Raw genomic sequence first — 23,699 nt, forward strand, 5'->3', positions numbered from 1 at the left:
GGATGAACGGGGGGGCGCGGGCCACGCTCGTTCAGTCGGGACGCCGTACGAGCTCCACCCCGAGCAGTTCCGCACGGAGGGCGCCGTCCGGGTCGACGAGGGCCACGTCGCACCGTGCGCCGGTGTCGTGCACCTTCCGGGCCCGCACCACACCCCGCAGGCTGTCCGGAGCGGGGCCGCGCCGGTGGATGCGGCACTCCGCGACGGCCATCGGCAGGGCCGCGTCCGCCAGGACGTGTTCCGCCCACACCAGGGCGAGTTGCAGCGCGCCGTCCACCGCGGCCGGATCGGTCTGCCAGTGGTCGCCGCCCCAGCCCAGCCCGGCGACGCCCACGACCGTCGCTTCGGCTCCGTGGGCCCCGACGCCGCGGAGGGCGCGCAGTGCCTGGAACCGCGGCCCGTGGAAGAGGGTCCGTCCGCCGTAGGGCACGGGGCGGTCCGTCGTGTCCGTTTCCTCGGGGCCGGCCCCCCACGGCTCCGGTTCCGAGGGGGTGGCCTCGAAGTCCAGTACGGCGCGGAAGTGCGGCACGCCGTCCTCGTCCCGCAGTTCCGCCTCCAGGCCCGACGGCGGGCCGATGACCCGGCGGCGTCCGTGCACGGTGAGCCGGTGCCCCTCGTGGGCCAGCCGGGGCAGGGTGACCTTGTCGAGCACCCGCACGTCGCGCAGGACGGGCCCGCCGGTGGTGGGACGCCACGCTCCGGCCGCGCCGGCGAACCAGTCCAGGACCATGGCCAGGGGCAGTACCGGATCCTCGGCGACGCGGTGGTCGGCCAGGTAGGGGTGCGTGGTGGAGGTGATCCGGATGTGGGCGGTGGGCGGATCACCCGCACCGTCCGGGGTTGCGTCCCCGTCACCGGCGACCAGGGCGATCCGGGTGTCCCGGGCCGGAGCGCCGAGTTCGGCGGTGAACGCGGCGGCGCCCCGCTGCACGGGGATCAGCGCGATGCCCGACCGGCCGAAGTGCTCGGCCAGCGCCGGGGTGACCATCCCGCCACGCCAGGGACCCCAGGCGATGGAGAGCACCCGGCAGTCCGGTCGCCGGATGCGCTGGGCCGACGCCACGTGGTCCAGTACGCCGTTGGCCATGGCATAGTCGCTCTGCCCCGCGTTGCCGAAGAGGCCGGCCACCGAGGAGAACAGGCAGATCGTCCCGATCGGGTCGTCGGCCGTCGCCGCGAGCAGCGCTCGCAGCCCGTCGACCTTGGTGGACATCACCCGGTCGAACTGCTCGTCCGTCTTGTCGGAGATCCGCTTGTCGGCCAGTACTCCGGCGCCGTGCACGATCCCGGTGACGGGGCCCCAGACCTCGCGCACCTCGTGCAGCGCGGCCGCGAGGGCCTCGCCGTCCCTGATGTCCACCGGCAGGTACCGGACCGGGGAGCCGGCGTCCTCCAGTGCGGTGAGTGTCGCCCGGACCTCGCGCGCGGCCAGGATCGCCCTCGCCCGGGCGCTGATCTCGGCGGGGCCGGTGCCCTCGGCGCGGTGCTCGCCGAGTACCCGCACGAGTGCGGCTTCGTCGGTGGCCTCGGCCGTCTCGGCGGGCTCCGCCACCAGTTCCGTGCGGCCCAGCAGGGCGATGCGGGGCCGGTGGGTCCTGGCGAGGTCCACCAGGGCGGCCGCGGTCACCCCCCGCGCTCCCCCGGTGGCCACGATCACCGACTCCGGGTCGATGCCCGTCGCCGTGCCCGGCTCCACCGGTGCCGCGACGACGCACGGTACGAGGCGGGTACCGTCGGCGCGCAGGCCGGCCTCGGGTGCCGGTCCGCCCGCCAGCAGTTCTTCCACGAGCGCCTCGGCCACCGCCTCGGCGTCCCGGCCGCCGCGCTCGCAGTCGATCGCCCTGACGGAAGCGGCCGGCCATTCCCTCGCGGCCGTCCTGGCCAGGGCGGCGAGACCGCCGAGCCACGCGCGGCCGGGTTCCCTGCCGTCGAGCCCGAAGTCGCCCCCCGTGTCCTGCACCGTGACGAACGCCCCTCCGCCAGCCTCCATGCGCGGCGCGACCGAGCGCGCCGTGCGGAAGGCGTCCCGCAGGATCTGCCCGGCCTCATCCGGCGAGCCGATGTCGGTCAGGCCGCCGAGGTACACGACAGCGCGTGCGTCGTCCGGGATCCGGGTGGCCACTTCGGCCCGCACGCCTCGGCCGGTCAGTTTCCCGGCCACCAGAGCGGCGATCCGGGAGGGACCTGCGACCACCGAGACGGGCCCGTCACCGAGTCCCGCCGTTTCCAACCCGGGCGCGGGCGCGTTCACCGTTCGCAGGACCAGCCGCCGCACTTCCGCCGACTCCGCCTGTTCCGGGCTCACTGCGGGGACCTCGGCCGGGGCGGACGGCTCGGCGACGGGTGCGACGGCCTCCGTGAGGGCGTCCACGATCTCGCGCAGGGTGCTGAGCCTGCCGAGCGCGGCGACATCCCCGGTCGGCAGGTCACCCACCCGCTGCCGGACGGCGGAGAGGATCTCCACGCGTTTGATGGAGTCGACCCCCAGGTCCGTCTCGAGCGACATGTCCGCGTCGAGCATGGTGACCGGGTATCCGGTGCGCTCGGCCACCACGGAGAGCAGCAGTTCCTCGAACCGGTCCGGGCTCGTGGCCGGCGCCGCGTCGGCGGGGTCCGGAGGCGACGGGGGCTCGGGCGCGCGGGCGGGCGGTACGACGGGGGCCGCGGTCGGCGCGGGAATTCGGGGCACGGGGCCGGGGGCCGGGGCGGGCGTCCCGGGAACGGGAACGGGAACGGGAGGCACGAAGGGGGTCTGCGGTGCGGGTGCCGTTACGGGGACGGGCGCCGCGAGCGGCGTGGGCGGGGCCGGATCGTCCTGCCGCGGCGAGCCCAGGAGCGCGGCCAGGGTCGTCTCGGTCATCCGCAGGAACGCCGTGTGGCTGTCCACCAGCATGCGGTGACAGGCGGCGTGGGCCTCCGCCGCCTGCCGCTGCACACTCTCGACCAGGGCCGGCCAGTGGGGGTCCGCCGGGAAGGCCGTGTCGGTCGGCTCCGGTACGGGTTCCGCGGCCGGTGCGAGCGATGGGGCCGGTGCGGGCATCGGGGCAGGTGCCGGCGTCGGCAGGCTCCGGGGCGGATTCGGTTGGGGCAGTTCGGCGGCCCCGCCCTCGGGGGGATAGGGCTGACCGTAATTGGCACCGCTGATCTGCACGGTCATGCGCGGCTCGCGCTCCTTCACTGCTGTCCCTGACGGTCCGTAGGGCGCCCAGAGGGGGCCGTAGTCCAACTGCGCACCGTGCGCCGCGAGTCTGCCGAGCGCGCTGTGCAGGGTGCTGACCGCGTGGTGTCCCCGGCGGTCAAGGGCGACTGCCGCGTGCTCGCGGTCACCGAGGATCCGCCCGACCAGTCCGGTGAGTGCGGATCCGGCGCCGACCTCGACGAACGTCCGCACTCCCGCGGCGTACATCGCTTCGACCTGCTCGTGGAACAGCACGGGCGCGGCCAGGTGCTGGGCGATCCTGTGGCGCACCTCGTCGGGGTCCTTCGGGTACGGCGCCGCGTCCGCGTTGCCGTACACCTCGATGACGGGCGCCGTGAGCGTCATGTCGCGCAGGAAATCCGACAGCGGGTCGGTCGCCGGGGCGACCAGAGGGCTGTGGAAGGCGTGCGCGGTCTCCAGCCTGCGATGGGGGATGTCTCCGGCGAGGAGCTCCCGTTCGACGGCGTCGATCGCCGCGCTCTCGCCGGAGAGCACGACCTGGTCCGGCGCGTTGTGGTTCGCCTGCCATACGTTCTGCACGCCCGCCTGGGCGAGGGCGGCCGTCACCCGGTCCGGGCCCGCGGCCACCGCCAGCATGGCTCCGGGCGTGCCGGCCGCCGCGCGCATCAACTCGCCCCGCCTGCGGGCGAGCGCGACCAGGGCTTCCGCGTCCAGGGCTCCCGCGACGTGCAGGGCCACCAGTTCGCCGAAGCTGTGACCGCCCACGCAGTCGGGCCGCAGTCCGAGTCCGCGCACCACCTCGAGCAGGGCCAGGCTGTGCACGGCGAGCGCCGGCTGCGCCCACTCGGTGGCGTTCAGCAGGGCGGTTCGGGCTTCCCGCTCCTCGTCGGTGAAGCAGGGAGGGGGGAACACCACGCTGTGCAGGGCGCGACCCCCGAACCGGGCGCTTCCCAGGCGGTCCCAGGCGGCCTGCGCGGAGGGGGCCAGCATGGCCAGTTCCGCGCCCATGCCGACGTACTGGGCGCCCTGCCCCGGAAAAAGGAAGGCCACCTTGCCGACGGCGGGGGCTCCGGTGCCGTAGTGCACCCCACCCGGAGTGGAGAAGGCGGTGTGCGGCCGTTGCCGGATGGCCGCGGCGGCCTGCGCGAACCTGTCGCACAGGTCGTCGGTGTCGGTGGCCAGGACCGCCAGGCGCACCTGGTCGGCGGGCCGGAACCCGGCCTGGCTCTCCCTCGCGACATCGGCGAGCGAGCGGTCCCTGTCGAGGGTCCGCTCCAGCAGCGCTGCCGGCGAGGGTGCGCTGAACAGCACGAGTTCCGTGGGCGCGCTCCGGCTGCGCCACGCCTGGCGGCCGCGTCCCTGCGCCGGCACGTACTCCTCCAGCGTGACGTGGAAGTTGCTGCCACCGAATCCGAAGCTGGACACCGACGCCCGGCGCGGGTGGGCGGGCGCGCGCACCCACGGGCGGGCCTCGGTGTTGACGTAGAACGGGCTGTCCCGTGTCCGCATGGCGGGATGGGGCCGCTCGACCTTGATGGTCGGCGGCAGGACCTTGTGGTGCAGGGCCATGACCGCCTTGAGCAGTCCGGCGGCGCCGGCGGCACACTTGGTGTGGCCGATCTGCGACTTCACCGAGCCGATCGCGCACCACTGCGGGTCCGAACGCCCGCTCTCCTCGAACACGGTCCGCAGCGCGGCGAGTTCGGCGGCGTCTCCGGCCTTCGTCCCGGTACCGTGCGCCTCGACCAGTTCCACGGTGCCGGGATCGTAGCCCGCCTGCTCGTACGCGCGTCGCAGCGCCCGTGCCTGGCCCTCGGGCAGGGGGGCGTAGATCGCCGTCCCCCTGCCGTCGGAGGAGGTGCCGATCCCCCGGATCACCGCGTGGATCCGGTCGCCGTCGCGTTCCGCGTCGGACAGCCGCTTCAGCGCGTACATCACGACGGCCTCGCCGAGCATCGTGCCGTCGGCCTCGTCGGAGAAGGGCCGGCAGTCACCGGTGGGCGACAGCGCGGGCGTCTTCGAGAAGCACATGAACATCCCGATGTCGTTCAGGGTGTCGACACCACCGCTGAGGACCAGGTCGGCGCGGCCCAGCTGGAGTTCCGCGACCGCGGTCGACAGCGCGGCGAACGAGCTGGCGCACGCGGCGTCGGTGGTGTGGTTGGTGCCGTGCAGGTCGAACCTGTTGGCGACGCGTCCCGCGACGACGTTCCCGAGGAGCCCGGGAAAGGTGGACTCCTGCCAGGGCGTGTAGTGGTCCCGGATGGTGTCGCACACGGACTGGGCCTCGGCCTCCGGGACGCCGTTCTCCCGCAACGCCTTCAGCCACACCGGGCGTTGCGTCCGGGCCTGCATGTGGCCCAGCAGCTCCAGCGGGGCGGCGCCGAGGATGACACCGACCCGTTCGCGGTCCACGCCCTCCAGTCCGCCGGCGTCGGCGAGGACCTGATCGGCCACCATCAGGGCGAGCAGCTGGCTGGTGTCGGTGGCGGGGAGGATGGCGGGCGGGATGCCGTGGGCCAGCGGGTCGAAGGCGACCTCGGGCAGGAACGCCCCTTTGCGCGCGTAGGTCTTGTCCGGCGTGGCGGGGTCGGGGTCGTAGTGGTCGTCGACGAGCCAGCGCGACGGTGGCACGTCCGTGATCAGGTCCCGGCCCGACACTACGGTCCGCCAGAACTCCGTGGTGCTCGTCGAGCCCGGGGCCAGGGCCCCGATGCCGACCACGGCGACGGGGACCTGCGGGGGGTGGGGGGCGGACACGGGCTCTCCCTTTCGTCGGCGTCTTCTTCCTGGGTGGGGGCCGCGGTCACGCGAGTCTGCGCGGCGTGTACGTGAACGCCGCGGCCGGAACCGGGACGCCGTAGGTCCGCAGCTGGTGGGCCCGGGTGAGGATCGCCGCACCTTCGAGGAGGTTGAGCGCGATCTGCACCACTGTGCGGTTCGCCCGCTCGGCGAGGAAGCCGCCCGCGGTCCACCGGTTGAACGCGCCCATCGCCGGGCCGCACCAGATCTGGTAGTCGGCGCGCCGACTGGTGTCCCCGTCGATGGCCCAGCGGCTGGAGTTGCCCAGGTACCAGCGGAAGACCAGCGCCATCCGGTGCTTGGGATCGCTCTGGGCCCGGGTGATCTGCCCCGGGTCGCGTGCCGCCCAGAACTGCTTGGTCCGCTCCCACACCTCGTCGACGGACGCCCGCAGGATGTCCCGCTCGAGCTTCGTCCGCACTTCGCGGGGGAGTTCCTCCAGCGACGGGTGGGCCCGGTAGGCGGCGTACAGCTGGGCGGCCCTGGGGGCGAACAGGGTGCCCCGGCGGAGCACCTGGAGGGTGACGCCCAGCTCGAACATGTCCGCCGCGGGGGCCATGGCCACGTCGGCGACGTCGGCCTGGGCGAGCATGGCCTTGGCGTCGTCCGAGATGCCGGCCTCCGTGGCCGTCTGGTTCACCGACCCCGTCACCACGTAGGCGGCCCCGAGCGCGAACGCCGCGGCCACCCCGGCGGGCGTCCCGAGCCCTCCCGCGGCACCGATGCCGACCGGGCGCCGGTAGCCGAGGCGCCGGACGATGTCGTCGCGCAGCGTCAGCACGCGGGGCAGCAGTGCGCCCAGGGGCCGGTTGTCGGTGTGCCCACCGCTGTCGGCCTCCACCGTGAGGTCCTCCGCCACCGGTACGAGTGCGGCCAGTTCGGCCTCCTCGGCGCTGAGCTCGCCCTGCTCCACCAATCGGCGCAGCAGGTCGGGCGGTGCGGGCGAGAGGAACTTCTCGGCCACCTCGGGGCGGGAGACCTTGGCGAGGATCCGGGTGGGGCGCAGGACCCGCCCGTCGCCGTCCCGGCGCAGTCCGCGGGCCGCGCACAGCACCGCGGCGGGGGTGAGTTCCATGTACGCCGACAGTGACACGCAGGGCACCCGGTGGTGCAGCAGCAGCTTCGCGACCCGGTGTTCGAGCTCCGGTTCGGCCGGGGAGTGGATGAGGTTCACGCCCCAGTTCGTCCTGCCCTCGAGTCGGACGGTCAGCTCGCGCACGGCACGCTCGACCTCCGGCGGTCCGAGGCCCGCCGCGCCGAAGAAGCCGAGCATCTCGGCCCGGGCCATCTCGGTGACCATCCGGGTGGTCGCGATGCCGTTCGCCATCTCGCCCGCCACATAGGGGAAGCGGATGCCGTGCGCCTCGCAGAAGGTGCGCCCGCCGAGCCACTCCGGATACAGCGGCGGCAACGTGCCGACGACCTCGCCGGCCGGCCGCGGGCCGAGGGACAGGCCGAGTGCCTGACGGGTGCTGTCGGTGACGATGTGCACGTGCTCCCGGATGCGCCGGGTACAGGCGGTGACCGTTTCGGGTGAGAAGACCGGTGGTTGCGCTTCGGTGCTGCCGGGCCGGGTGGGAGCGGACAAGGGCGGGCTCCAAGGGAAGGCGTGCGGACGAGGCAGGGGTGAGGGAGGGAGGGACGGAGCCTCAGTGCGGTCCGCCCGCCGGCGCGTCCGTCGGCCATGCCGGGCGCGCCGGGCGCAGACCGGACAGCAGGTAGTCGACGTCCACCCGGGTGACCGACCGGGGAGGGCCGAGCACGGTGCGTGCCCGGGTGTCGTCGTAGCGGCGGTGGTGGCGCAGGTAGGGCGTGATGCCCGGGTAGAAGTCCATGGAGGCTTCCAGGGCGGACACGTCGTCGGGTCTCCTGTCGACCAGTCGGGCCCGCAGCGGCGCGAGCCGCTCCATGAGTTCGGTGACGGCGCACACGGGAACGTCGTGGTCATGGACGACGTGGTAGGTGTCGACCCGGCCGGACGGCTCCCGGTCCGCCAGACGCACCATGGCCGTCGCCGCGTCCTCGACCGGCATCATGTTCAGGTGGCCGTAGCGTCGGCCGACCAGTCGCATCACGGGGAGGCCGGGGTCGGAGCGGCGCTTGCCAGCGAGTCCGGCGGCGTGCATCGCGTCCCCCACCAACTGGTCCATGACCTGCAGCGGATGCCGGGGCAGCTCCGGGTGCGGTGGCAGGTCCGTGACCAGGATGCTCGGCCGCAGGACGACGACGGGACTGCGGTGGGTGCGCGCCCAGGCGTGTACCAGGGCTTCGGCCTCGTACTTGGATCGTTCGTAGGAGTTCTCGAAGCCGTGGGCGTCGTCGAGTTCGTCCTCGTAGACGACCCCCTCGCGTCGCGCTCCGGCCACGAAGGCGGTGCTGACGTGGTAGATCACCGGCCGACGAGGTCCGGCGGCAGCCAACTCCAGTACGGCTCTGGTGCCTTCGACGTTCACGCGGCGCAACGACGCGAGGTCGCCCTCCAGGTTGATGGAACCGGCACTGTGCCAGATCGCGTCGCATGCGTCGGCCAGTTCCTCGAAGCGCGCCGTCGGCAGTCCCATGCGCGGCCGGCTCAGATCGGTGGGCACCACCCGCACCCTCGCGGGGAGTTCGGCGATCAGTCGTTCCGGCGCTCCGGTCGCCTCGAGGAACCGGGTGACGCGGCCGAGGGCGTCCGCGGAAGCCGAGTGGGTGAGCAGGGTCAGTGCTCCGTGCCGCTCCAGGAGGCACCGCAGCAGACGTAGGCCGAGGAAGCCGGTGGCACCGGTGAGGGCGATGTTCACGACCGTGACTCCGCCGGGACACGCCACGTGGACGCGGACCGAAGTAGTCGCATCCGCACCGGAAGTAATCGCTGCGACACCAGAAGTAATCGTTCCCGCCCCACCGACTCGCCCACCCTCATCCCCGATCTCCCCCTCGGACGCGCCGAACGCACATCGAGCACAGTGGCAGGTGACGGAGAGCGGAAGAGCCCATATCCCCTCATGCTCATCCTCGAAGGGGCCTTTACTGTACGGGAGTTGACGAACGGGCACTCGAACACCTCCTCCGGCCGAGTGAAGGGCTCGTCGGTCGCCGCGACTCCCGGGACGAGAGCCGTCTACCTTGTGCTTCCAGCCCGGAAGTCGCCCGTAGGAGCGACCTCTCCTTCTCCGGCCCGTCCGTCGGCGGACCCGCCCCCTCCTCTTCGCGCGCCGACCGCTTCGCGGCCCGTCCCGGACCGCCCCGACCGGAAGCATGGTGACCATGTCCGCCGACGTGCGTACTCACCCCATCGACCGCGCGTATCTCAGGCTGGAGCGGGCCCATCCCGACGCCCGCTGGGACACCGGTGGCATCGCGTATCTCAGCGGCCGGCCACCGCGGTTGGAGGATTTCCGGGCCTATGTCGGGATGCACCTGCCGAAACTGCCCATGCTGACCCACCGGCTGGAGCGGACCGCGCGTCCCCCCGTGTGGCGACCGGACGAGACCTTCACTCTTGAACGCCATGTCCACGAAGTGGTGTCGGCCGGACCGGACGCCGCGCAGTCGCCTCTGGAGACAGCCCTCGGCGCACCACTCCCCCGCGACGCCCCATGGGGGCTGTGGCTGGTGCACGGCCGGGCACCGGACGAGTACGCCGTGTGCTACAGGTTCGAGCACGTGTGTCAGGACGGCATCGCAGCCGCCCTCGCGTTCCGTACCCTGCTCGGCACCGGTGAGCCCGCCCGCAGGCCGCTCCCCGCGCCGCGCGGCCGCGGAGAGCGTCTGCGCAGGACGGTCATGGCGCTGGGTCTGGGGACGAAGTTCGCGTTCGACGTCCTTCCCGTTCCGGGCCGGCGGCCGGCGGTGCCCTTCGTGCCCAGTGGACGACGGCGACTCCTGCGGGCCCGGGTGCCCCTGGAGAGGTTGCGGAGGATCGGCACGGCACATGGCGTGTCGGCGAACGACGTTCACCTCGCGGCGCTGGCAGGAGCCCTGGGCAGGTGGTCAGGAGAGGCAGGCGTCCCCCTTCGGCGTGCTTCGGCGCTGATGCCTGTCGACGCCCGTCGGCACGACGAGGAGCAGACATGGGGGAACCGCACCTTCGCGGTCCCCGTGCAGCTCCCCCTGTCCGAGGACTCGCCGTCGCGGCGGTTGGTACTCGTCGCGGCGGCGACCTCCGGGGTGAAGCGCAGCCCGCGGCGGCAGGCCATCCATGACCTGGTCCGGTTCATGCCCGCCCGGCCCACGGCCTGGTACATGCGGCGGATCACCTCGCCGGACGTCACGGCGATGGTGACCACGTCCGTCCCGCTCGCCGAGGGCGGTGCGCTGGGCAGCACCGACGTCACGGGGGCCGCCCTGCTGCCGTTGCTCCTACCGGGCCACCTCTGCGGTGTGGGCCTGGCCTTCTTCGGCGAGTGGGCCGAGGTCTCCTTCATGGTCGACCATGCGCTGCCTCTTGGCGAGCGGTTGCCCGACCTGTGGACGGACTCCGTGGCGGAACTCGAGCGGGGACTCGCACCGACGGACTGAAACCGAGTCAATACGTGCCGCAGGTGCCGGGGAAGGTGAGGCGCGAGCCGAAATTCGCTTGCACATCCTCGTCGCCCGGGTCAACGTTCGCCTGATCACCTGACGAAGGCGAGGAAGATGACCGGGCGGATCCACCGGGCGGACCACGAACTCGTCCTGGCGGCAGCGGATGTGGCGCGTGCTCGCTGCCGGGGCGACAACCACACCATGGCGGCTGCGGCCCGCGCCCGGGACGGCCGGATCGTCACGGCGGTGAATGCCTACCACTTCACGGGCGGGCCCTGCGCCGAACTGGTCCTCATCGGCGCGGCAGCCGCCCAGGGCGCCTACGAACTGGACACGATGGTGGCCGTGGGCGACCGCGACCGGGGGGGTCGTTCCCCCCTGCGGCCGGTGTCGTCAGGTCCTTCTCGACCACTTCCCCGCCCTCGAGGTCATCGTCGGCCATGGAGAGCGCCTCCGGGCGGTCCCCCATCACGGAGTTTCCGCCTGAGAGCTGCGTCTGGGCGGATCACCGGCCCGACCCCGCGTAGACCCGCGGCAATCGGCACGGGCCGGAACCTCCGGCCGACAACACGGCGCCCGTGCTCTACGGATTCCACGAAGGGAACGTCCGCTGTGACGGATACACACGAGGAAGAAGTCCTGGCCCGGATCGCCAAGGGGCTCGTCTACACCGAGTCGGAAGCGGCCTTCCAGGCCCCTCGACGCCGCACGGAGCAGATCTTCGAGTACAACCGGACACCACCGGGCGAAACGGAGAAGCGTCGATCACTGCTCGTCGCGATCCTCGGCTCGGTCGGTGAACGCACGGTGCTGCTGCCTCCGTTCCACGCCGGGTTCGGCAGCAACGTCCACATCGGCGACGACTTCTTCGGGAACGTGAACCTGACGTTCGTCGACGACGTGGACATCCGGATAGGCAACGGTGTCATGATCGCCCCCAGCGTGACACTGACCACGACGGGACACCCGGTGCATCCCGCGCGACGCACCGACTTCGGGCGGTTCTCCGAACCGATCGTGATCGAGGACAAGGTGTGGATCGGCAGCAACGCGGTCGTCCTGCCCGGCGTCCGTATCGGATACGGGTCGGTCATCGGCGCCGGCAGTGTCGTCAGTCGCAGCATTCCCCCGATGACCGTCGCGCTCGGCACACCTTGCCGGGTGGTCCGGGCCATCACGGACGAGGACCTCACCACACGCAGTGCCGGACATTAGGGGATCCTCGGCCGCCGGGTTCGTGGTGGCGCCGGGCTGCACCTGCCGCGCCGCCTCGTCGGCGGGCTCACCGATCGACCCGGGCACGGTCCAGGGTGGGCGTGGGTGGGGATGGGGATGGGGAGAAGGCGTCGTCCATCGGTTTCCTACGCGTTCCCCGGATGGCGGACGCAGGAAGCGACCACCACGAAGGGCCACAGGGACTGGCAGGACGTCACGAACCGTTCGGAGACGCCGATGGCGCCGTGAAGGTGCACACCGAGCAGGAACCATGCCGCACCGAGGCCCATCACAGCGGTCGCCGCGATCGAGGGGGCCGGGCGCAGCCCCCACGGCGCGGTTCCGCCGCGAACGGCGGCCAGCAGCGGCCATACCGCCAGGAGAACGAATCCGGCCGCAGCGACTGACCCGTGCCGCAGGGAGCCGCCGCTGCCCGGCGTCGGGAACAAGGCCACCACCAACGCCGCCACGCCACCGCCCCCCAGCGCCACACGGCCGGCGAACGCGGCCACGCGCAGCCCGCAAGCGGTGACTAAGTGGCAGATCCCCAGGGCCACCAGCGCCCCGGTCATCACCCACGCCCCCGAAGCGCCGTCAGCCGCCAGTACGCTGATCGTCTGGGCAACAGGGTCGTACGTGGGCCCCTCCAGCAGCCCCGCAATCGTCCAGCCGCCGGCCAGCAGGACGGGTGCCAAACCCGACGAAAGCAAGGCCCACTTAGGCACATGTCGCATCGAATTACCGTAAAGTACCCTCTTCTTCTTCTCCGGCGCACACGCGGGCACGGCGGTGAGGGCCTTGTGTCTGGCGGGTGCCCCGGTCGGTCCCGGTGCGGAACGGGGCTCAGGGCTGGACGGGCGTGCCGGGGCTGAGGGTGTACGCCTTCTGTACGAGGGCGGGGCGACTGCCGTCGTTGAGCCGGCGGCTCCACTGGGCGTCGACCTGGTCGCGGACCTGTGGCTCCATCTCGGTGGGGAGCAGATGCCGGTAGCGGTGCGTCTCGCCGAGCAGGACCTGGACCGTCCGCTCGTAGACCGGCTCGGGGTCGTACTGCTCGTGCGGGAACGCCAGCTCGGCGTAGTCGTAGAGGCGGTCGGCCGGGTCGTCGCGCCACTCCTTCCACGTCTCGAACATGGTGTCGTTGAAACCGGTGAGGAACGGGCCCGGGTTGATCGTGGCGACCGTGACACCGAATTCGGCGAGCTCCTGGTCGAGGGCGTCGGCGAACGCCTCGACCGCGTGCTTGGAGCCCGCGTAGGCGCCGGTGAACGGGTCGACGGTGAGCCCGGCGACCGAGGACATGAAGACGATCCGGCCGCTGCGGCGGGCCGCCATCCGCCGGGCGATGCCCTGGGTGAGCAGGACCGGGCCGAACACGTTCACCTCGAACTGGCGGCGCAGCCGCTCCTCGGGGATGTCGACGGTGGCGCCGCCCTCGGAGACGCCCGCGTTGTTGAGGAGGACGTCGACTTCCCAGGTCCAGGCTTTCTCACGGTCGCCGGCGTCGGTGACGTCGAGCTTCTCGACACGCAGCCGCACACCCCGCTCACGCGCCTCGGCGCGGACCGCGCTGACCTGAGCGACGATCTCCACGCCGGCGATCACCTGGTGCCCTGCCGCTGCGAGTCTCAGCGCGACCTCCTTGCCGAAGCCGCTGCCCGCGCCGGTGATCAGAATGGGTCCCGCCATATGCGTCATGCCCTTCGTGTGCCGGTGTCGCCGGTCCCGCCACCGCCATGGCACAGGGCGTATCCCTCCGCCCGGCAGGCAACGGCGCGCATGGTCCCGACGTTAAGGCCCCCGTCGGCCAGGGTGCCGCTTGTCCGGGCACTCGGGTGACCACGGCGCCGCCCCCGGGCCGGGCGCGACGGGGAAAGGCACGAGCGTCCGGGTGGCTCGGCACGGCTGCTTCACCACCGTCATGCGGGGGTCCGCCGTGCGTACACCTCGATCTCGATCTTCATGCGGGGGTCGGCGAGGCCGCAGACGAGCATCGTGGCAGCCGGTCGGACCTCGCCGAAGGCACGGCGCAGTACCGGCCAGCAGGGTTCGAATGCGGCTCGGTCAGGGAGCATGTAGCGCACCCGGACTACGTCGGCGAACGTGCACTTCGCCTCGGCCAGCGCCGCCTCGACGTTGCGCAGGCACTGTTCGGCCTGCTCCACCACGTCATCGGGGATCGTCATCGTGGCGTAGTCGAATCCGGTCGTCCCGGACACATGGACCCAGTCGCCGTCGACCACTGCGCGGGCGTAGCCGATCTGCTCCTCGAAGGTCGAGCCGCTGAGGATGGAACGTCGCTCTGCCATGCGGGGAACGCTAAGTGATCAGTGGCGATACGTCTAATACGGCTTCGACCATGAGGTGATATCTCTGAGCGTATGGAGCGCCCAGAACTCCCCCTTGCCCAACTGCACGCTTTCGTCGTGCTCGCCGAGGAACTCCACTTCGGCCGCGCCGCCACCCACCTCGGCATCGCCCAGCCGCCTCTGAGTCAGCAGATCCGGCGCCTGGAGACCAAGGTCGGCCACGCGCTGTTCAGCCGGGAACCCGGACGCGTCACCCTGACCTCGGCGGGCCGGGAACTCCTCCCTGCCGCCCGGCAGGCCCTCACCGGCCTCGCGGACGGCCTGGCCGCGGCCCGGGAGGCCGGCAGCGGCAGGGCCGGCCGTCTGCGGATCGGCTTCGCCGCCTCCCTCGCGCTGACCGTCCTGCCGGGGCTGCTGCGCACTTTTCGGGAACGCTTCCCTGCCGTGCGGCTGGACATCCAGGAAATGACCACCACCCCCCAGCTGGCCGCCCTGCGCGAGAGGACCATCGACATCGGCCTGCTGCGCGAGCCACCCGCCCACGACACGGATCTCGCCTTCGAGACCGTGCTGACCGAACCGTTCGTGGCCGTCCTGCCGACCACTCATCCCCTCGCGGCCCAACGAGTCGTCAGGGTCGAGCAGCTGGCGGACTCCCCCTTCGTGCTCCTGCCTCGTGCTGTCGGCCCGCCTCTGTACGACCGGATCACCAGCCTGTGCACGGGTGCGGGGTTCACGCCCCGGGTGACTCAGCATGCCGTGGAATGGCAGACCGTCTGTGCCCTGGTGGAAACCGGCCTGGGCGTCTCACTGGCCCCGGCAAGCATCCGCCGCATCCGCCTCAAGGGCGTTGCCTTCCGCAGGATCGCGCCCGACACCGCTCGGACCCGCGTCGCGGCCGCCTGGCGCGAGAAGGACCCGAGCCCTCTGATTCCCCACCTCCTGGCAGCCCTCGACCACGATCCGTCGGACGGGCCCCGGGGTTGAGCATTGCGAACCGGCAGGGTCTCCGTCCGTTCACCGTTCTGCCCGACAGCCGCGTGCCCCGGGGCGCCTCGGTCCAGTCCCGCCCTCGTCCCCACCCGGGTGGGAGAGCAGTCCCTCCGGGGGACCGACGTCCGGATGGGTCGTGGTGTGGGGGCCGTGCCATTCCATGAAGATCACCGTGGCGTCGTCCTGGAGCCGGCCCTGTTGGTAGTCCAGGACGCTGTGCACCAGGCGGCGCAGGGTCTCGGGAACCCTCAGCCCCTCGGCGTTGTGGGCGAGGATGAAGTCCACGGACCGCTCCAGACCGAATTGCTCGCCGACGGTGCCCTGCGCTTCGGTGATCCCGTCGGTGTGGGCGACCAGGCGGTCGCCGGGGTTCAGCCGATCCCGGCACAGGGTGGCTTTGATGCCCAGGTCGGTGCCCGGCGGGTGGGCCGGAGGACAGGGCAGCAGCCCCGTCCAGTCGCCGTCGCGGATGACGACCGGGGAATGATGGCCGTGATTGATCCAGGTGATCCGGCCGGTGGTGAGGTCGAGGTCCAGCAGGACGGCGGTGCTGGCGTGGTGTGACGCAGCGCAGGACGGCCGGGACCGATCACCGGCGGGAGTGTCACACCGCGTTCACCACGTGACGTACGACCGCGTCGAACAGGTAGCCCTGCGTGTTGTGGACGGTCGCGTCCGGCTGGGTCCGGCCCGTGCTGTCCGTGGCCCGGGCCAGCAGTGTGTGCGGTCCGGGCGACGCCGGCCGCCAGTGGGTGGACCAGCGGACCCAGCCGTCGCGCCGGGGAGCGTCGTGCAGCCGGGCCGCAGTCCAGGTTGCGCCGCCGTCGGTGCTGACCTCGACGTGTACGACACCGCCACCGCCCGACCAGGAGCGGCCGGTGAGTCGGTGGGTGACGCCCGCCGTCAGGGTCGCCTGTGCGTCCAGCTCCCAGGCGCTCTTGATCGTCTGCCGGGTCAGCGGCGCGCTCCCGCCGTCCGGGTGGGCGTCGCCGAACAGGCGGTAGAAGTCGGTGTTCCAGGGCGTGTACAACGGCCGGGCGGACACCTGGATGTCACCGACCCACTTGATGGAGGCGATACCGACCCAGGAGGGGACGAGGACGCGCACGGGGTGTCCGTGGTCGTGCGGCAGCGGCTCGCCGTTCATCTCGTAGGCGAGCAGGACGTCGTCGAGCGCCTTGGACAGCGGCAGCGGACGGCGGACCCGGCCGAGGTCGGCGCCCTCGGCGGTGACGTAGTCGGCGTCGAGTCCGCGGGGCAGGACGTCGACGGCCCGGCGGCTGAGGCCCGCGCGCTTCAGGACGTCGGCCAGGCGGGCCCCGCGCCAGCGGGCGGCGCCGATCGCCCCGAGGGTCCAGGCGGTGCCGCTGACGGTCTGACCCTGCTGACTGGTGAAGAAGCTGCGGCCGTTGCCGGCGCACTCCACGAACGCGCTGCGGGAGACGGCCGGCAGGTTCTTCAGGTCGGCCAGTGAGAACTCGACGGGGCGGTCATGGGTGAGGCCGTCGCCCCAGACGGTGAGTTTCCAGTCGGCCTCGGACAGAACCGGCGTCGCGGTGTGGTTGCGGACGAAGAACCGGTCGTTGGGAGTGTGGTAGCCGGTTCCCGCCAGAGAGGCGAAGCGTGTCTCGGCGTTCGTACCGCGGACGGTGAACAGGTCCGCGGGCAGGGGCTTGACGATGCCGCCCGCGGTGGACGCGGCGGCGGCCGGCGCGCTCAGAGCCACGGGTGCGGCGCCGGCGAGCCCGGCCGCGGCGAGGAGCCGGAGCATGTCACGCCGGGAGACACCGTCGGCGCGGGCCTCACCGGCCAGCCACTGGCGCAGTCTGCGGCGGTCGTAGGCGGTTTCGGGGGTGCGCATGACAGCCTGCCTTTCGCAGGAGCGCGGACGGTTCCGCGCGGGTGGAGGGGCGGTGCCGCCCGAGGCGAGGAGACGTCCCCGACCGCGCGGGCGCGGCAACGAACCGGCCCTGCTCCGGGGACCTACGTGGTGGGGATCAACAACAGCCATACGGCATGAGGACGCGGGACCGCGGGGCGGCGAGGCGGCGTCGGCTGCGGATCATCCCGCCATCGTACGGAAGGAACACGCCCCGCGCACGGAGAACCGCGTCCCTCACGCCTGTTGTTGACATCGCTTCGGCACGTCGCCTTTTGACCGGCGCTCGCGGTGCCCGCGCCGGGGCGAGCCCCCTCGCCGAGTCGCGGCGCGGACCCGGCCTCGTCGTGGTGGGGTGTTCGGCGCCCATGAGCTGGGCGTACGTGCCTTTCCGCCCTCCTGCGGCAGCCCCCCACCTCGACTTGATAGGCAAGTGATTGCTTGCCTATCCTGGAGGCGTGGCCGACGACCTTTTCAAAGCCCTGGCCGACCCCACCCGCCGCACCATCATCGACGAGCTGACGGAGAAGTCCGGACAGACATTGTTCGAGATCTGTTCGCGCCTGAGCATGAAGCATGAGCTGGGCATCTCACGCCAGGGCGTGTCCCAGCACCTCGCCGTACTGGAGGCCGCCGGGCTCGTCGAGACCAGGCGTGAAGGCCGCTACAAGTTCCACGACCTGAACACAGCCCCGCTGCGGCAGATCGTCGAGCGATGGCTCGCGCACCACCCGTCCGGACCGGAGGAGAGCACCTCATGAAGATCCACCTGACCAGCGTCTTCGTCGACGACCAGGCCAAGGCCCTGCACTTCTACACCGAGATCCTCGGCTTCGTGAAGAAGCACGACGTCCCGGTGGGCGAGAAGGACCGGTGGCTGACCGTCGTCTCACCCGACGAGCCCGGCGGCACCGAACTCCTCCTGGAGCCCGCCGGCCACCCGGCCGTCAAGACCTACCGCGACACACTCGTCCAGGACGGCATCCCACTCGCCCAGTTCGCCGTCGACGACGTGCGGGCGGAGTACGAGCGTCTGCGCGGCCTCGGCGTCCGATTCACCCAGGAGCCCGTGGAGATGGGCCCCGTCACCACCGCAGTCCTCGACGACACCTGCGGCAACCTGATCCAGCTCGCGACACAGGCACAGTAGGCGAAAGCGCGGCCCTCTCGCCGGTTACTCGGGGGTAGGCGTACACCCTCTCTTGCTATAAGGTTCGTCAACAAGCAGAATGTGTTACCGACGGTAATAGCAGCGAGGGATGCGGAACTTCCCGGACTCGACTCGAGGAGCCCCTGCATGGCGATCAACATCTCGCGGCCGGAGACCCCCCGGAGCCGCGCCCCCGAGGACGGCATCGCGCGGCGGCTGCTGGACTCGTCCGCGCAGCTCTCGTACGACCCGCTCACCGAGGTGGACTGGGAGACCCCGCTCGACGAGGGATTCCACGGCGCCAGCCCGGAGTGGAGCACCCTCTACGGGACGGCGTACTGGGACGAGTTGACCGACGCGCAGCGCAAGGCGTTGACGCGCCAGGAAGCCGCCTCGGTGGCCAGCACCGGCATCTGGTTCGAGATGATCCTGCAGCAGATGGTGCTGCGGGACATCTACGCGAAGGACCCGACGGACGACACCTTCCAGTGGGCGCTCACCGAGATCGCCGACGAGTGCCGCCACTCGATCATGTTCGCCCGCGGCGCGAAGAAGCTCGGGGCCCCGGCCTACCGCCCGCGCCGGGTGGCGGTCGAACTCGGCCGCGTCTTCAAGACCGTCGCGTTCGGTGAGGCGGCGTACGCGGCGATCCTGGTCGCCGAGGAGGTCCTCGACGTGATGCAACGCGACTGGATGCGCGACGAGCGGGTCGTGCCGTTCGTCCGCACCATCAACAACATCCACGTCGTCGAGGAGTCACGGCACATGAAGTTCGCCCGCGACGAGACGCGCAAGCGCCTCGCACGCGCCGGACGGATACGCCGTCAGATCCACTCCTTCCTGATCGCCGTGGCGTCCTACGTCATCGTCACCAGCATGGTGAACCGGAAGGTCTACGCGAACGCCGGACTGGACGAGGAACGTGCCGTCCGCGAGGCGAAGGCCAACGAGCACCACAAGTCGATGATGCGCTCGAGCTGCGCGGGTCTGATGGAGTTCCTGTCCTCGGTGGGGCTGCTCACCAAACCCGCGCTGTTCTTCTACCAGCGCGCCAACCTGATCTGACGACCTTCCGGCGAGCGGACGACATGGCCTTCGCGATCACCCAGACCTGCTGCGCCGACGCCACCTGCGTGGCCGTCTGCCCGGTCAACTGCATCCATCCCACGCCCGAGGAGCGGGCCTTCGGCAGCACGGAGATGCTGTACGTCGACCCGAAGGCGTGCATCGACTGCGGCGCATGCGCCGACGCCTGCCCGGTGGACGCCGTCTTCCCGGTCGACAGCCTGCCCCCTGGACAGCGGGACTACGCCGACATCAACGCGGCCTACTTCGAGCAGCCCGCGACCAGGTCGCAGGCGCCGGCGGCGCCGCAGGCGCGGGCAGGCTCCGGGACAGCCGGCCACGGCCCCAACTTCCACACCTGGGGCGAGCCGGCCTTCGACCGTGTCCTGCCGTCGGACTTCCGACCGCTGCGGGTGGCGATCGTCGGCACCGGGCCGGCCGGCATGTACGCCGCGGAGGACCTGCTGCTGCACACCCGGTCCGAGGTGACGCTGATCGACCGGCTGCCGGTGGCCGGCGGACTGGTCCGGTACGGCGTGGCACCGGACCACCCGGCCACCAAGAAGATCGGTGACACCTTCGCCCGCTTCCACACCCATCCGCGGGTGCGTGTGCACCTCGGCCTCGAGGTGGGCGGGCACATCACGGCCGAAGAACTCGCCGCACACCACGATGCGGTGATCTACGCCGTGGGCGCCGCGACCGACCGGCGGCTCGGCATACCCGGCGAGGGCCGGGCGGGCAGCATCTCCGCGACCACCTTCGTCGCCTGGTACAACGCGCACCCGGAGGTCGCACCGGATGCCGTCGACCTCTCGGCCGAACGTGTCGTCGTGATCGGCAACGGCAACGTCGCCCTGGACGTCGCCCGGATCCTGGTCTCCGATCCGGCCGCACTGGCCGGCACGACGATCGCCGGCCACGCGCTCGAAGAGCTGCGCCGCAGCAAGGTGCGCGAGGTGGTGCTGCTCGGGCGCCGGGGTCCGGAACACGCCGCGTACACCGGACCCGAACTCCTCGCGCTGAAGCGCCACGCCGACCTCGACCTGCTCGTGGACGACCACGATGCGCGCATCGGTGCGGCCATCGACGCGGCCGGGCCGAAGGACAAGGCGGACATGCTGCGAGACGTGCCACGGGCGGCCGTCGACTGGTCGGTGCCGCCGGACGCGGCAGGGCGGCGGCGCCGCGTCGTACTCCGCTTCCTCTCCACGCCCGTGGAAGTGTGCGGGGACGAAGCCGTCCGCGCGGTGCGTGTCACCGGCGGCGCCGGTGAGCAGGAGATCCCGGCCGGCCTGGCGCTGCGGGCGATCGGCTACCGCGGAGTGCCGCAGGCGGGACTTCCGTTCGACGAGGACACGGGCACCGTGCCGCACGAGCACGGACGGGTGGTCGGCACACCCGGCATGTACGTCGTGGGCTGGATCAAACGCGGGCCCTCGGGCGGCATCGGCGCGAACCGCACGTGCGCGGCCGAGACGGTCGGCACGCTGCTCGCCGATGCGGTCGCGGGCGTACTGCCCGCGCCCACCGGCGGGCCGAGGGCCTTCCGCCGCCTCGCACGCCGCCGTCGCTGACGCTCCCTCCGCGACCGGGACAGGGCGCGGCCCGGCGGCTCACGGCCCCTTCGTCTCCCCGGTGCCGGGCCCCTGTCCCCTCACCGAGGTGGCGCTGCGGGTGCCCCCAGGTCCTCCGACCGCATCAGCCGCAGGAACGCCTTCACTCCGCTGATGATCTCCTCGTTCGTGGTCAGCCGGTTCACCGTGGCCTCGAACTCCCGCCCAAGGGCCACGATCTTCCGGTCGGCTTCGTCGGCGCGCGCGTACACCGAGGCGGTCAGCGCGTCCATCGTCCTGCGCAGCTCGGCCAGCGCCTGGTACTGCTCCTCCGACTTGCCCTGCAGCACCTCCGCGCCCCGTACCGCCCGAGCCACCTCGGCCTTGAGCTCCGCCACGTCGTCCCGCGGATACGTCACGTCCCGCAGCAGCGTCCCCAACCGCCCCCGCACTTGCCCGAACCACGCTCCTGCGGGACGGAAGGCCGTGCTGAGCAGGAAGAGCCCGGCAAGCCAGTAGCCCAGGCGCTCATCCGTCGCCGCCGCGACCGCCAGCACCGTCCCCGCGGTCACCACATGGCCCGCCACGGCCGTCCGCAGCATGATCCGGGCGATCCGGGACGCCTCCGTGTCGCGCACGGAGGACACGATGAGCCCCTTCTCCCGGCTGAGCGTGATCTCGGCCAGCACCGAGTGCGCCCTGAAGTACAGGTTCCAGGGCACCGTGAGCAGCACCAGCAGCCACAGCAGCGCCAGTACCCCTGCCGCCGCCCCCAGCACCGTCCCCAGCGGCGCGCCCACGGCGTGGGCGAGCACCAGTGCCCCGACGACCACACCGACCGCCACCGCCCCGGCCACGACCTTCCCCACGCCGACCCCCAACCCGAGACGCCCAGTGCCACCATGCTCCGACGGCGGGGCCTGAACGGCATGAGTACGCGTACTCACGGAGACAAAGCCTCCCCCTGGCCGCGGACGCGTTCGGACGGACACCAGCGGTCTCACACCGTTGCCTCGGTGATCTTCCGCTGCGTAGGGTCCCCATGACACATCGCACAACCGTTCGCGTTGTTCCCGCACGGGACGGGACAACGGCCCCTACCCCGGCCTCGCGCGTCGCCGATGCAGCGTGGGCCAGAGAGTGAGCTGACAGATGCAGCCGACGTTCGTACTGGTACACGGAGCCTTCGCGAACTCCTTCTCCTTCGCACCGCTCCAGGCCGAACTCGGCCTTCTCGGGCACCGTTCGGTCGCCGTCGACCTCCCCGGCCACGGTTTCGCGGCAAGCTATTCGCGTGCCTACCAGGCGCCGCAGGACCTCGAAGGCCTGGCCACCGCGCCGGGCTCGATCAAGGGGGTCACGCTCGCCGACAACGTCGCACACCTGCTCGGCGTCCTGGAACGTGCCAAGGAGAACGGGCCGGTGATCCTCGTCTCGCACAGCCGTGGCGGAATCACGGCCACCGCCGCGGCCAACGCACGCCCGGACCTCATCGACCGCATCGTCTATGTCGCGGCCTGGTGCCCGGTCGCCCTGGACGTCAACGACTACTACGCCGAGCCGGAGATGGCCACCGTCGACGCCGCCTCGCTGGGTCTGGCGATGGCCGGGAACCCGGCCGAACTCGGCCTGCTGCGCGTCAACTTCCGCACCTCGGACCCGGCCGCCCTGGCGGCGTTCAAGGCCGCCTTCCTCGCCGACGGCACCGATGACGAGTTCCTGACCTTCCTCAACACCTTCCAGCCCGACGAGAACCTGGACTTCGGCACCTCCGCCGACCGGGCGCAGGCGGCGACCTGGGGCCGCGTCCCGAAGACCTTCGTGCGCCTGGCCGACGACGCGAGTATGCCGCTCGCCCTGCAGGACCGGCTGATCCGCGAGGGCAACGAGCTCACGCCGGACAACCCCTACGACGTCCGGACCCTGGAGGGCAGCCACCTGAAGTGGCTGATCGACCCGGCACCGGCCGCCCGGGTCCTCGGGGCGCTCTCCGCGCTCACGGTCCGCTCCGCCTGATCACGACGGGAGCGGGCGAGGGCTGCCGACTCGGCGCCCGGACCGTATGAGCTGTCGCCCGGCCCGGTGCACGCTGCGAGCGCCGGGCCGTGGACGATGGCAGGGTCCGCCTCGCCCCGGCAGCCAGGAGAGTCCGCGCGGATGCCCGGTCGACACGAGCAAGCCACTCATCGTCGACGGCCTGTCCGACCGCTGCAACGGCCCCGCCCGCGAACCCCTTCGGCACGGCGCGCCCCACACCTTCGGCGCGATCCCCGACTTCGGCGGCCACACGACCATCGGCGCCGACCCAGCCGTATGGACGGAACGTTTCACCCAGTGGTGCAGCAAGCCCGGCAGTTCTCTCTCCGACATCGCACACCTCCCGGAGGACACCGGCCAGAACCCGGGCCGGACCGGTGCAGCGGGCACTGGCCGAGCTGCTGAAGTCGGCACCGGCGCTGCGCGCACCACCGACGCCCACCGCATCGACCTCGTCGACGTCGCACGTCAGGCCCTGGCCAACCGCAACCGGGTCTGCTCCCGCAGATCGAGGCCGCCCAGGAAGCAGGGGACCTGACCCGTTTCCGGCGCCCCGGAAGTCCACACCTCATGCCCGACCGGTCCCCATCGGCTTCCTCGACGCCCGACGCCCCACCGACGCCGGACTCGTCCAACTGAGCACCTGGGGCGACCAGGTCAACCCCCGGCCACCCACCCGGCGCTGACCCGAGCGACATGCTCCTACGCCCCAACAACTAGTTTCCGCAAGGCCATTGACCTCAACACCGTCACTTGCCTAACGTCCCCGACAGTCTCATTGAATCCTTTCAGGGACTGACCGAAGGCTGCCCCCACGCGTCGTCCAGGAGTGACCGTGCTCGATCCGTCCCGCCATGTGGTCGGCCATCACCCGGGCCCGGACGATCGACGGCGCGCCGGCTGACCGGGCACCCTTCGAGCCCCCCGTACAGGCGACCCCGCGCGACCTCTGCGCACCCGTACGGCCAGCCGGGCCGGACCGAGCCCGGTGAACGGGTCCGGGTCGCCGCCCATCAACTCACTG

Annotated in this window: 18 protein-coding genes and 1 pseudogene; 10 read left to right on the top strand and 9 right to left on the bottom strand. The window is 71.8% G+C overall.

The window, feature by feature from the left end; all coding sequences use genetic code 11:
- Nucleotides 1-31: 31 nt before the first annotated feature.
- From RM812_RS02685 to RM812_RS02695, 3 genes are all read right to left on the bottom strand, one after another.
- A complete protein-coding gene (locus RM812_RS02685; protein ID WP_311570734.1) occupies nucleotides 32-5,920 on the bottom strand; it encodes an SDR family oxidoreductase in 5,889 nt (1,962 codons plus the stop codon).
- A gap of 46 nt (nucleotides 5,921-5,966) precedes the next feature.
- On the bottom strand, nucleotides 5,967-7,550 hold the full coding sequence (locus RM812_RS02690; protein ID WP_311570735.1) for a PfaD family polyunsaturated fatty acid/polyketide biosynthesis protein: 1,584 nt from the start codon (nucleotides 7,548-7,550) through the stop codon (nucleotides 5,967-5,969).
- Between the two features lie 61 nt (nucleotides 7,551-7,611).
- Nucleotides 7,612-8,745 (bottom strand): SDR family oxidoreductase, encoded by a 1,134-nt coding sequence (locus tag RM812_RS02695; protein WP_311570736.1) that lies wholly within the window; start codon nucleotides 8,743-8,745, stop codon nucleotides 7,612-7,614.
- A gap of 466 nt (nucleotides 8,746-9,211) precedes the next feature.
- Here RM812_RS02695 and RM812_RS02700 point away from each other — a divergent pair, with 466 nt between their 5' ends.
- From RM812_RS02700 to RM812_RS02710, 3 genes and pseudogenes are all read left to right on the top strand, one after another.
- On the top strand, nucleotides 9,212-10,465 hold the full coding sequence (locus tag RM812_RS02700) for a wax ester/triacylglycerol synthase domain-containing protein (protein WP_311570737.1): 1,254 nt from the start codon (nucleotides 9,212-9,214) through the stop codon (nucleotides 10,463-10,465).
- A 117-nt stretch (nucleotides 10,466-10,582) separates the two neighbouring features.
- Nucleotides 10,583-10,998 (top strand): annotated as a pseudogene (locus RM812_RS02705) (cytidine deaminase).
- An 85-nt stretch (nucleotides 10,999-11,083) separates the two neighbouring features.
- Nucleotides 11,084-11,686: a sugar O-acetyltransferase gene (locus RM812_RS02710; protein WP_311570738.1), complete on the top strand. Its 603-nt coding sequence runs from the start codon at nucleotides 11,084-11,086 to the stop codon at nucleotides 11,684-11,686.
- Nucleotides 11,687-11,832: 146 nt separating this feature from the next.
- On the opposite strand, the gene RM812_RS02715 is transcribed toward RM812_RS02710, so the two are convergent.
- The 3 genes from RM812_RS02715 to RM812_RS02725 all read right to left on the bottom strand — a co-directional run bounded on the left by RM812_RS02715 (nucleotide 11,833) and on the right by RM812_RS02725 (nucleotide 13,995).
- Entirely contained in the window at nucleotides 11,833-12,420 is a 588-nt protein-coding gene (locus RM812_RS02715) for a DUF998 domain-containing protein (RefSeq protein WP_311570739.1), read from the bottom strand.
- Between the two features lie 109 nt (nucleotides 12,421-12,529).
- A complete protein-coding gene (locus RM812_RS02720) occupies nucleotides 12,530-13,375 on the bottom strand; it encodes an SDR family oxidoreductase (RefSeq protein ID WP_311570740.1) in 846 nt (281 codons plus the stop codon).
- A gap of 230 nt (nucleotides 13,376-13,605) precedes the next feature.
- Nucleotides 13,606-13,995, bottom strand: coding sequence for a RidA family protein (locus RM812_RS02725; protein ID WP_311570741.1), 390 nt, complete (start codon nucleotides 13,993-13,995; stop codon nucleotides 13,606-13,608).
- Nucleotides 13,996-14,067: 72 nt separating this feature from the next.
- On the opposite strand from RM812_RS02725, the gene RM812_RS02730 reads away from it, so the two are divergent.
- Nucleotides 14,068-14,982 (top strand): LysR family transcriptional regulator, encoded by a 915-nt coding sequence (locus tag RM812_RS02730; protein WP_311570742.1) that lies wholly within the window; start codon nucleotides 14,068-14,070, stop codon nucleotides 14,980-14,982.
- Between the two features lie 30 nt (nucleotides 14,983-15,012).
- On the opposite strand, the gene RM812_RS02735 is transcribed toward RM812_RS02730, so the two are convergent.
- Together RM812_RS02735 and RM812_RS02740 are read right to left on the bottom strand one after the other, a co-directional pair.
- Nucleotides 15,013-15,528 (bottom strand): PP2C family protein-serine/threonine phosphatase, encoded by a 516-nt coding sequence (locus RM812_RS02735; RefSeq protein WP_311570936.1) that lies wholly within the window; start codon nucleotides 15,526-15,528, stop codon nucleotides 15,013-15,015.
- 64 nt (nucleotides 15,529-15,592) lie between these two features.
- Nucleotides 15,593-16,849, bottom strand: a complete 1,257-nt coding sequence (locus tag RM812_RS02740; protein ID WP_311570743.1) for a sulfite oxidase — start codon at nucleotides 16,847-16,849, stop codon at nucleotides 15,593-15,595.
- Nucleotides 16,850-17,325: 476 nt separating this feature from the next.
- On the opposite strand from RM812_RS02740, the gene RM812_RS02745 reads away from it, so the two are divergent.
- The 4 genes from RM812_RS02745 (at nucleotide 17,326) to RM812_RS02760 (ending at nucleotide 20,659) form a co-directional block, all read left to right on the top strand.
- Entirely contained in the window at nucleotides 17,326-17,628 is a 303-nt protein-coding gene (locus RM812_RS02745; RefSeq protein WP_311570744.1) for an ArsR/SmtB family transcription factor, read from the top strand.
- On the top strand, nucleotides 17,625-18,017 hold the full coding sequence (locus RM812_RS02750; RefSeq protein ID WP_311570745.1) for a VOC family protein: 393 nt from the start codon (nucleotides 17,625-17,627) through the stop codon (nucleotides 18,015-18,017). Before RM812_RS02745 ends, RM812_RS02750 begins: the two co-directional genes overlap by 4 nt.
- A 147-nt stretch (nucleotides 18,018-18,164) precedes the next feature.
- Entirely contained in the window at nucleotides 18,165-19,082 is a 918-nt protein-coding gene (locus tag RM812_RS02755) for an AurF N-oxygenase family protein (protein ID WP_311570746.1), read from the top strand.
- Nucleotides 19,083-19,105: 23 nt separating this feature from the next.
- The gene (locus RM812_RS02760; protein WP_311570747.1) at nucleotides 19,106-20,659 is read left to right on the top strand and encodes an FAD-dependent oxidoreductase; all 1,554 of its coding nucleotides are present in this window, start codon (nucleotides 19,106-19,108) and stop codon (nucleotides 20,657-20,659) included.
- 80 nt (nucleotides 20,660-20,739) lie between these two features.
- On the opposite strand, the gene RM812_RS02765 is transcribed toward RM812_RS02760, so the two are convergent.
- On the bottom strand, nucleotides 20,740-21,507 hold the full coding sequence (locus tag RM812_RS02765) for a hypothetical protein (RefSeq protein WP_311570748.1): 768 nt from the start codon (nucleotides 21,505-21,507) through the stop codon (nucleotides 20,740-20,742).
- 283 nt (nucleotides 21,508-21,790) lie between these two features.
- Here RM812_RS02765 and RM812_RS02770 point away from each other — a divergent pair, with 283 nt between their 5' ends.
- Together RM812_RS02770 and RM812_RS02775 are read left to right on the top strand one after the other, a co-directional pair.
- A complete protein-coding gene (locus RM812_RS02770) occupies nucleotides 21,791-22,654 on the top strand; it encodes an alpha/beta hydrolase (protein WP_311570749.1) in 864 nt (287 codons plus the stop codon).
- A gap of 46 nt (nucleotides 22,655-22,700) precedes the next feature.
- Nucleotides 22,701-23,213, top strand: coding sequence for an alpha-N-acetylglucosaminidase TIM-barrel domain-containing protein (locus RM812_RS02775; RefSeq protein WP_311570750.1), 513 nt, complete (start codon nucleotides 22,701-22,703; stop codon nucleotides 23,211-23,213).
- Nucleotides 23,214-23,699: the final 486 nt, after the last annotated feature.

This window comes from Streptomyces lancefieldiae, from assembly GCF_031845825.1.
In the GTDB taxonomy this organism is placed as follows: Bacteria; Actinomycetota; Actinomycetes; order Streptomycetales; family Streptomycetaceae; genus Streptomyces; species Streptomyces lancefieldiae.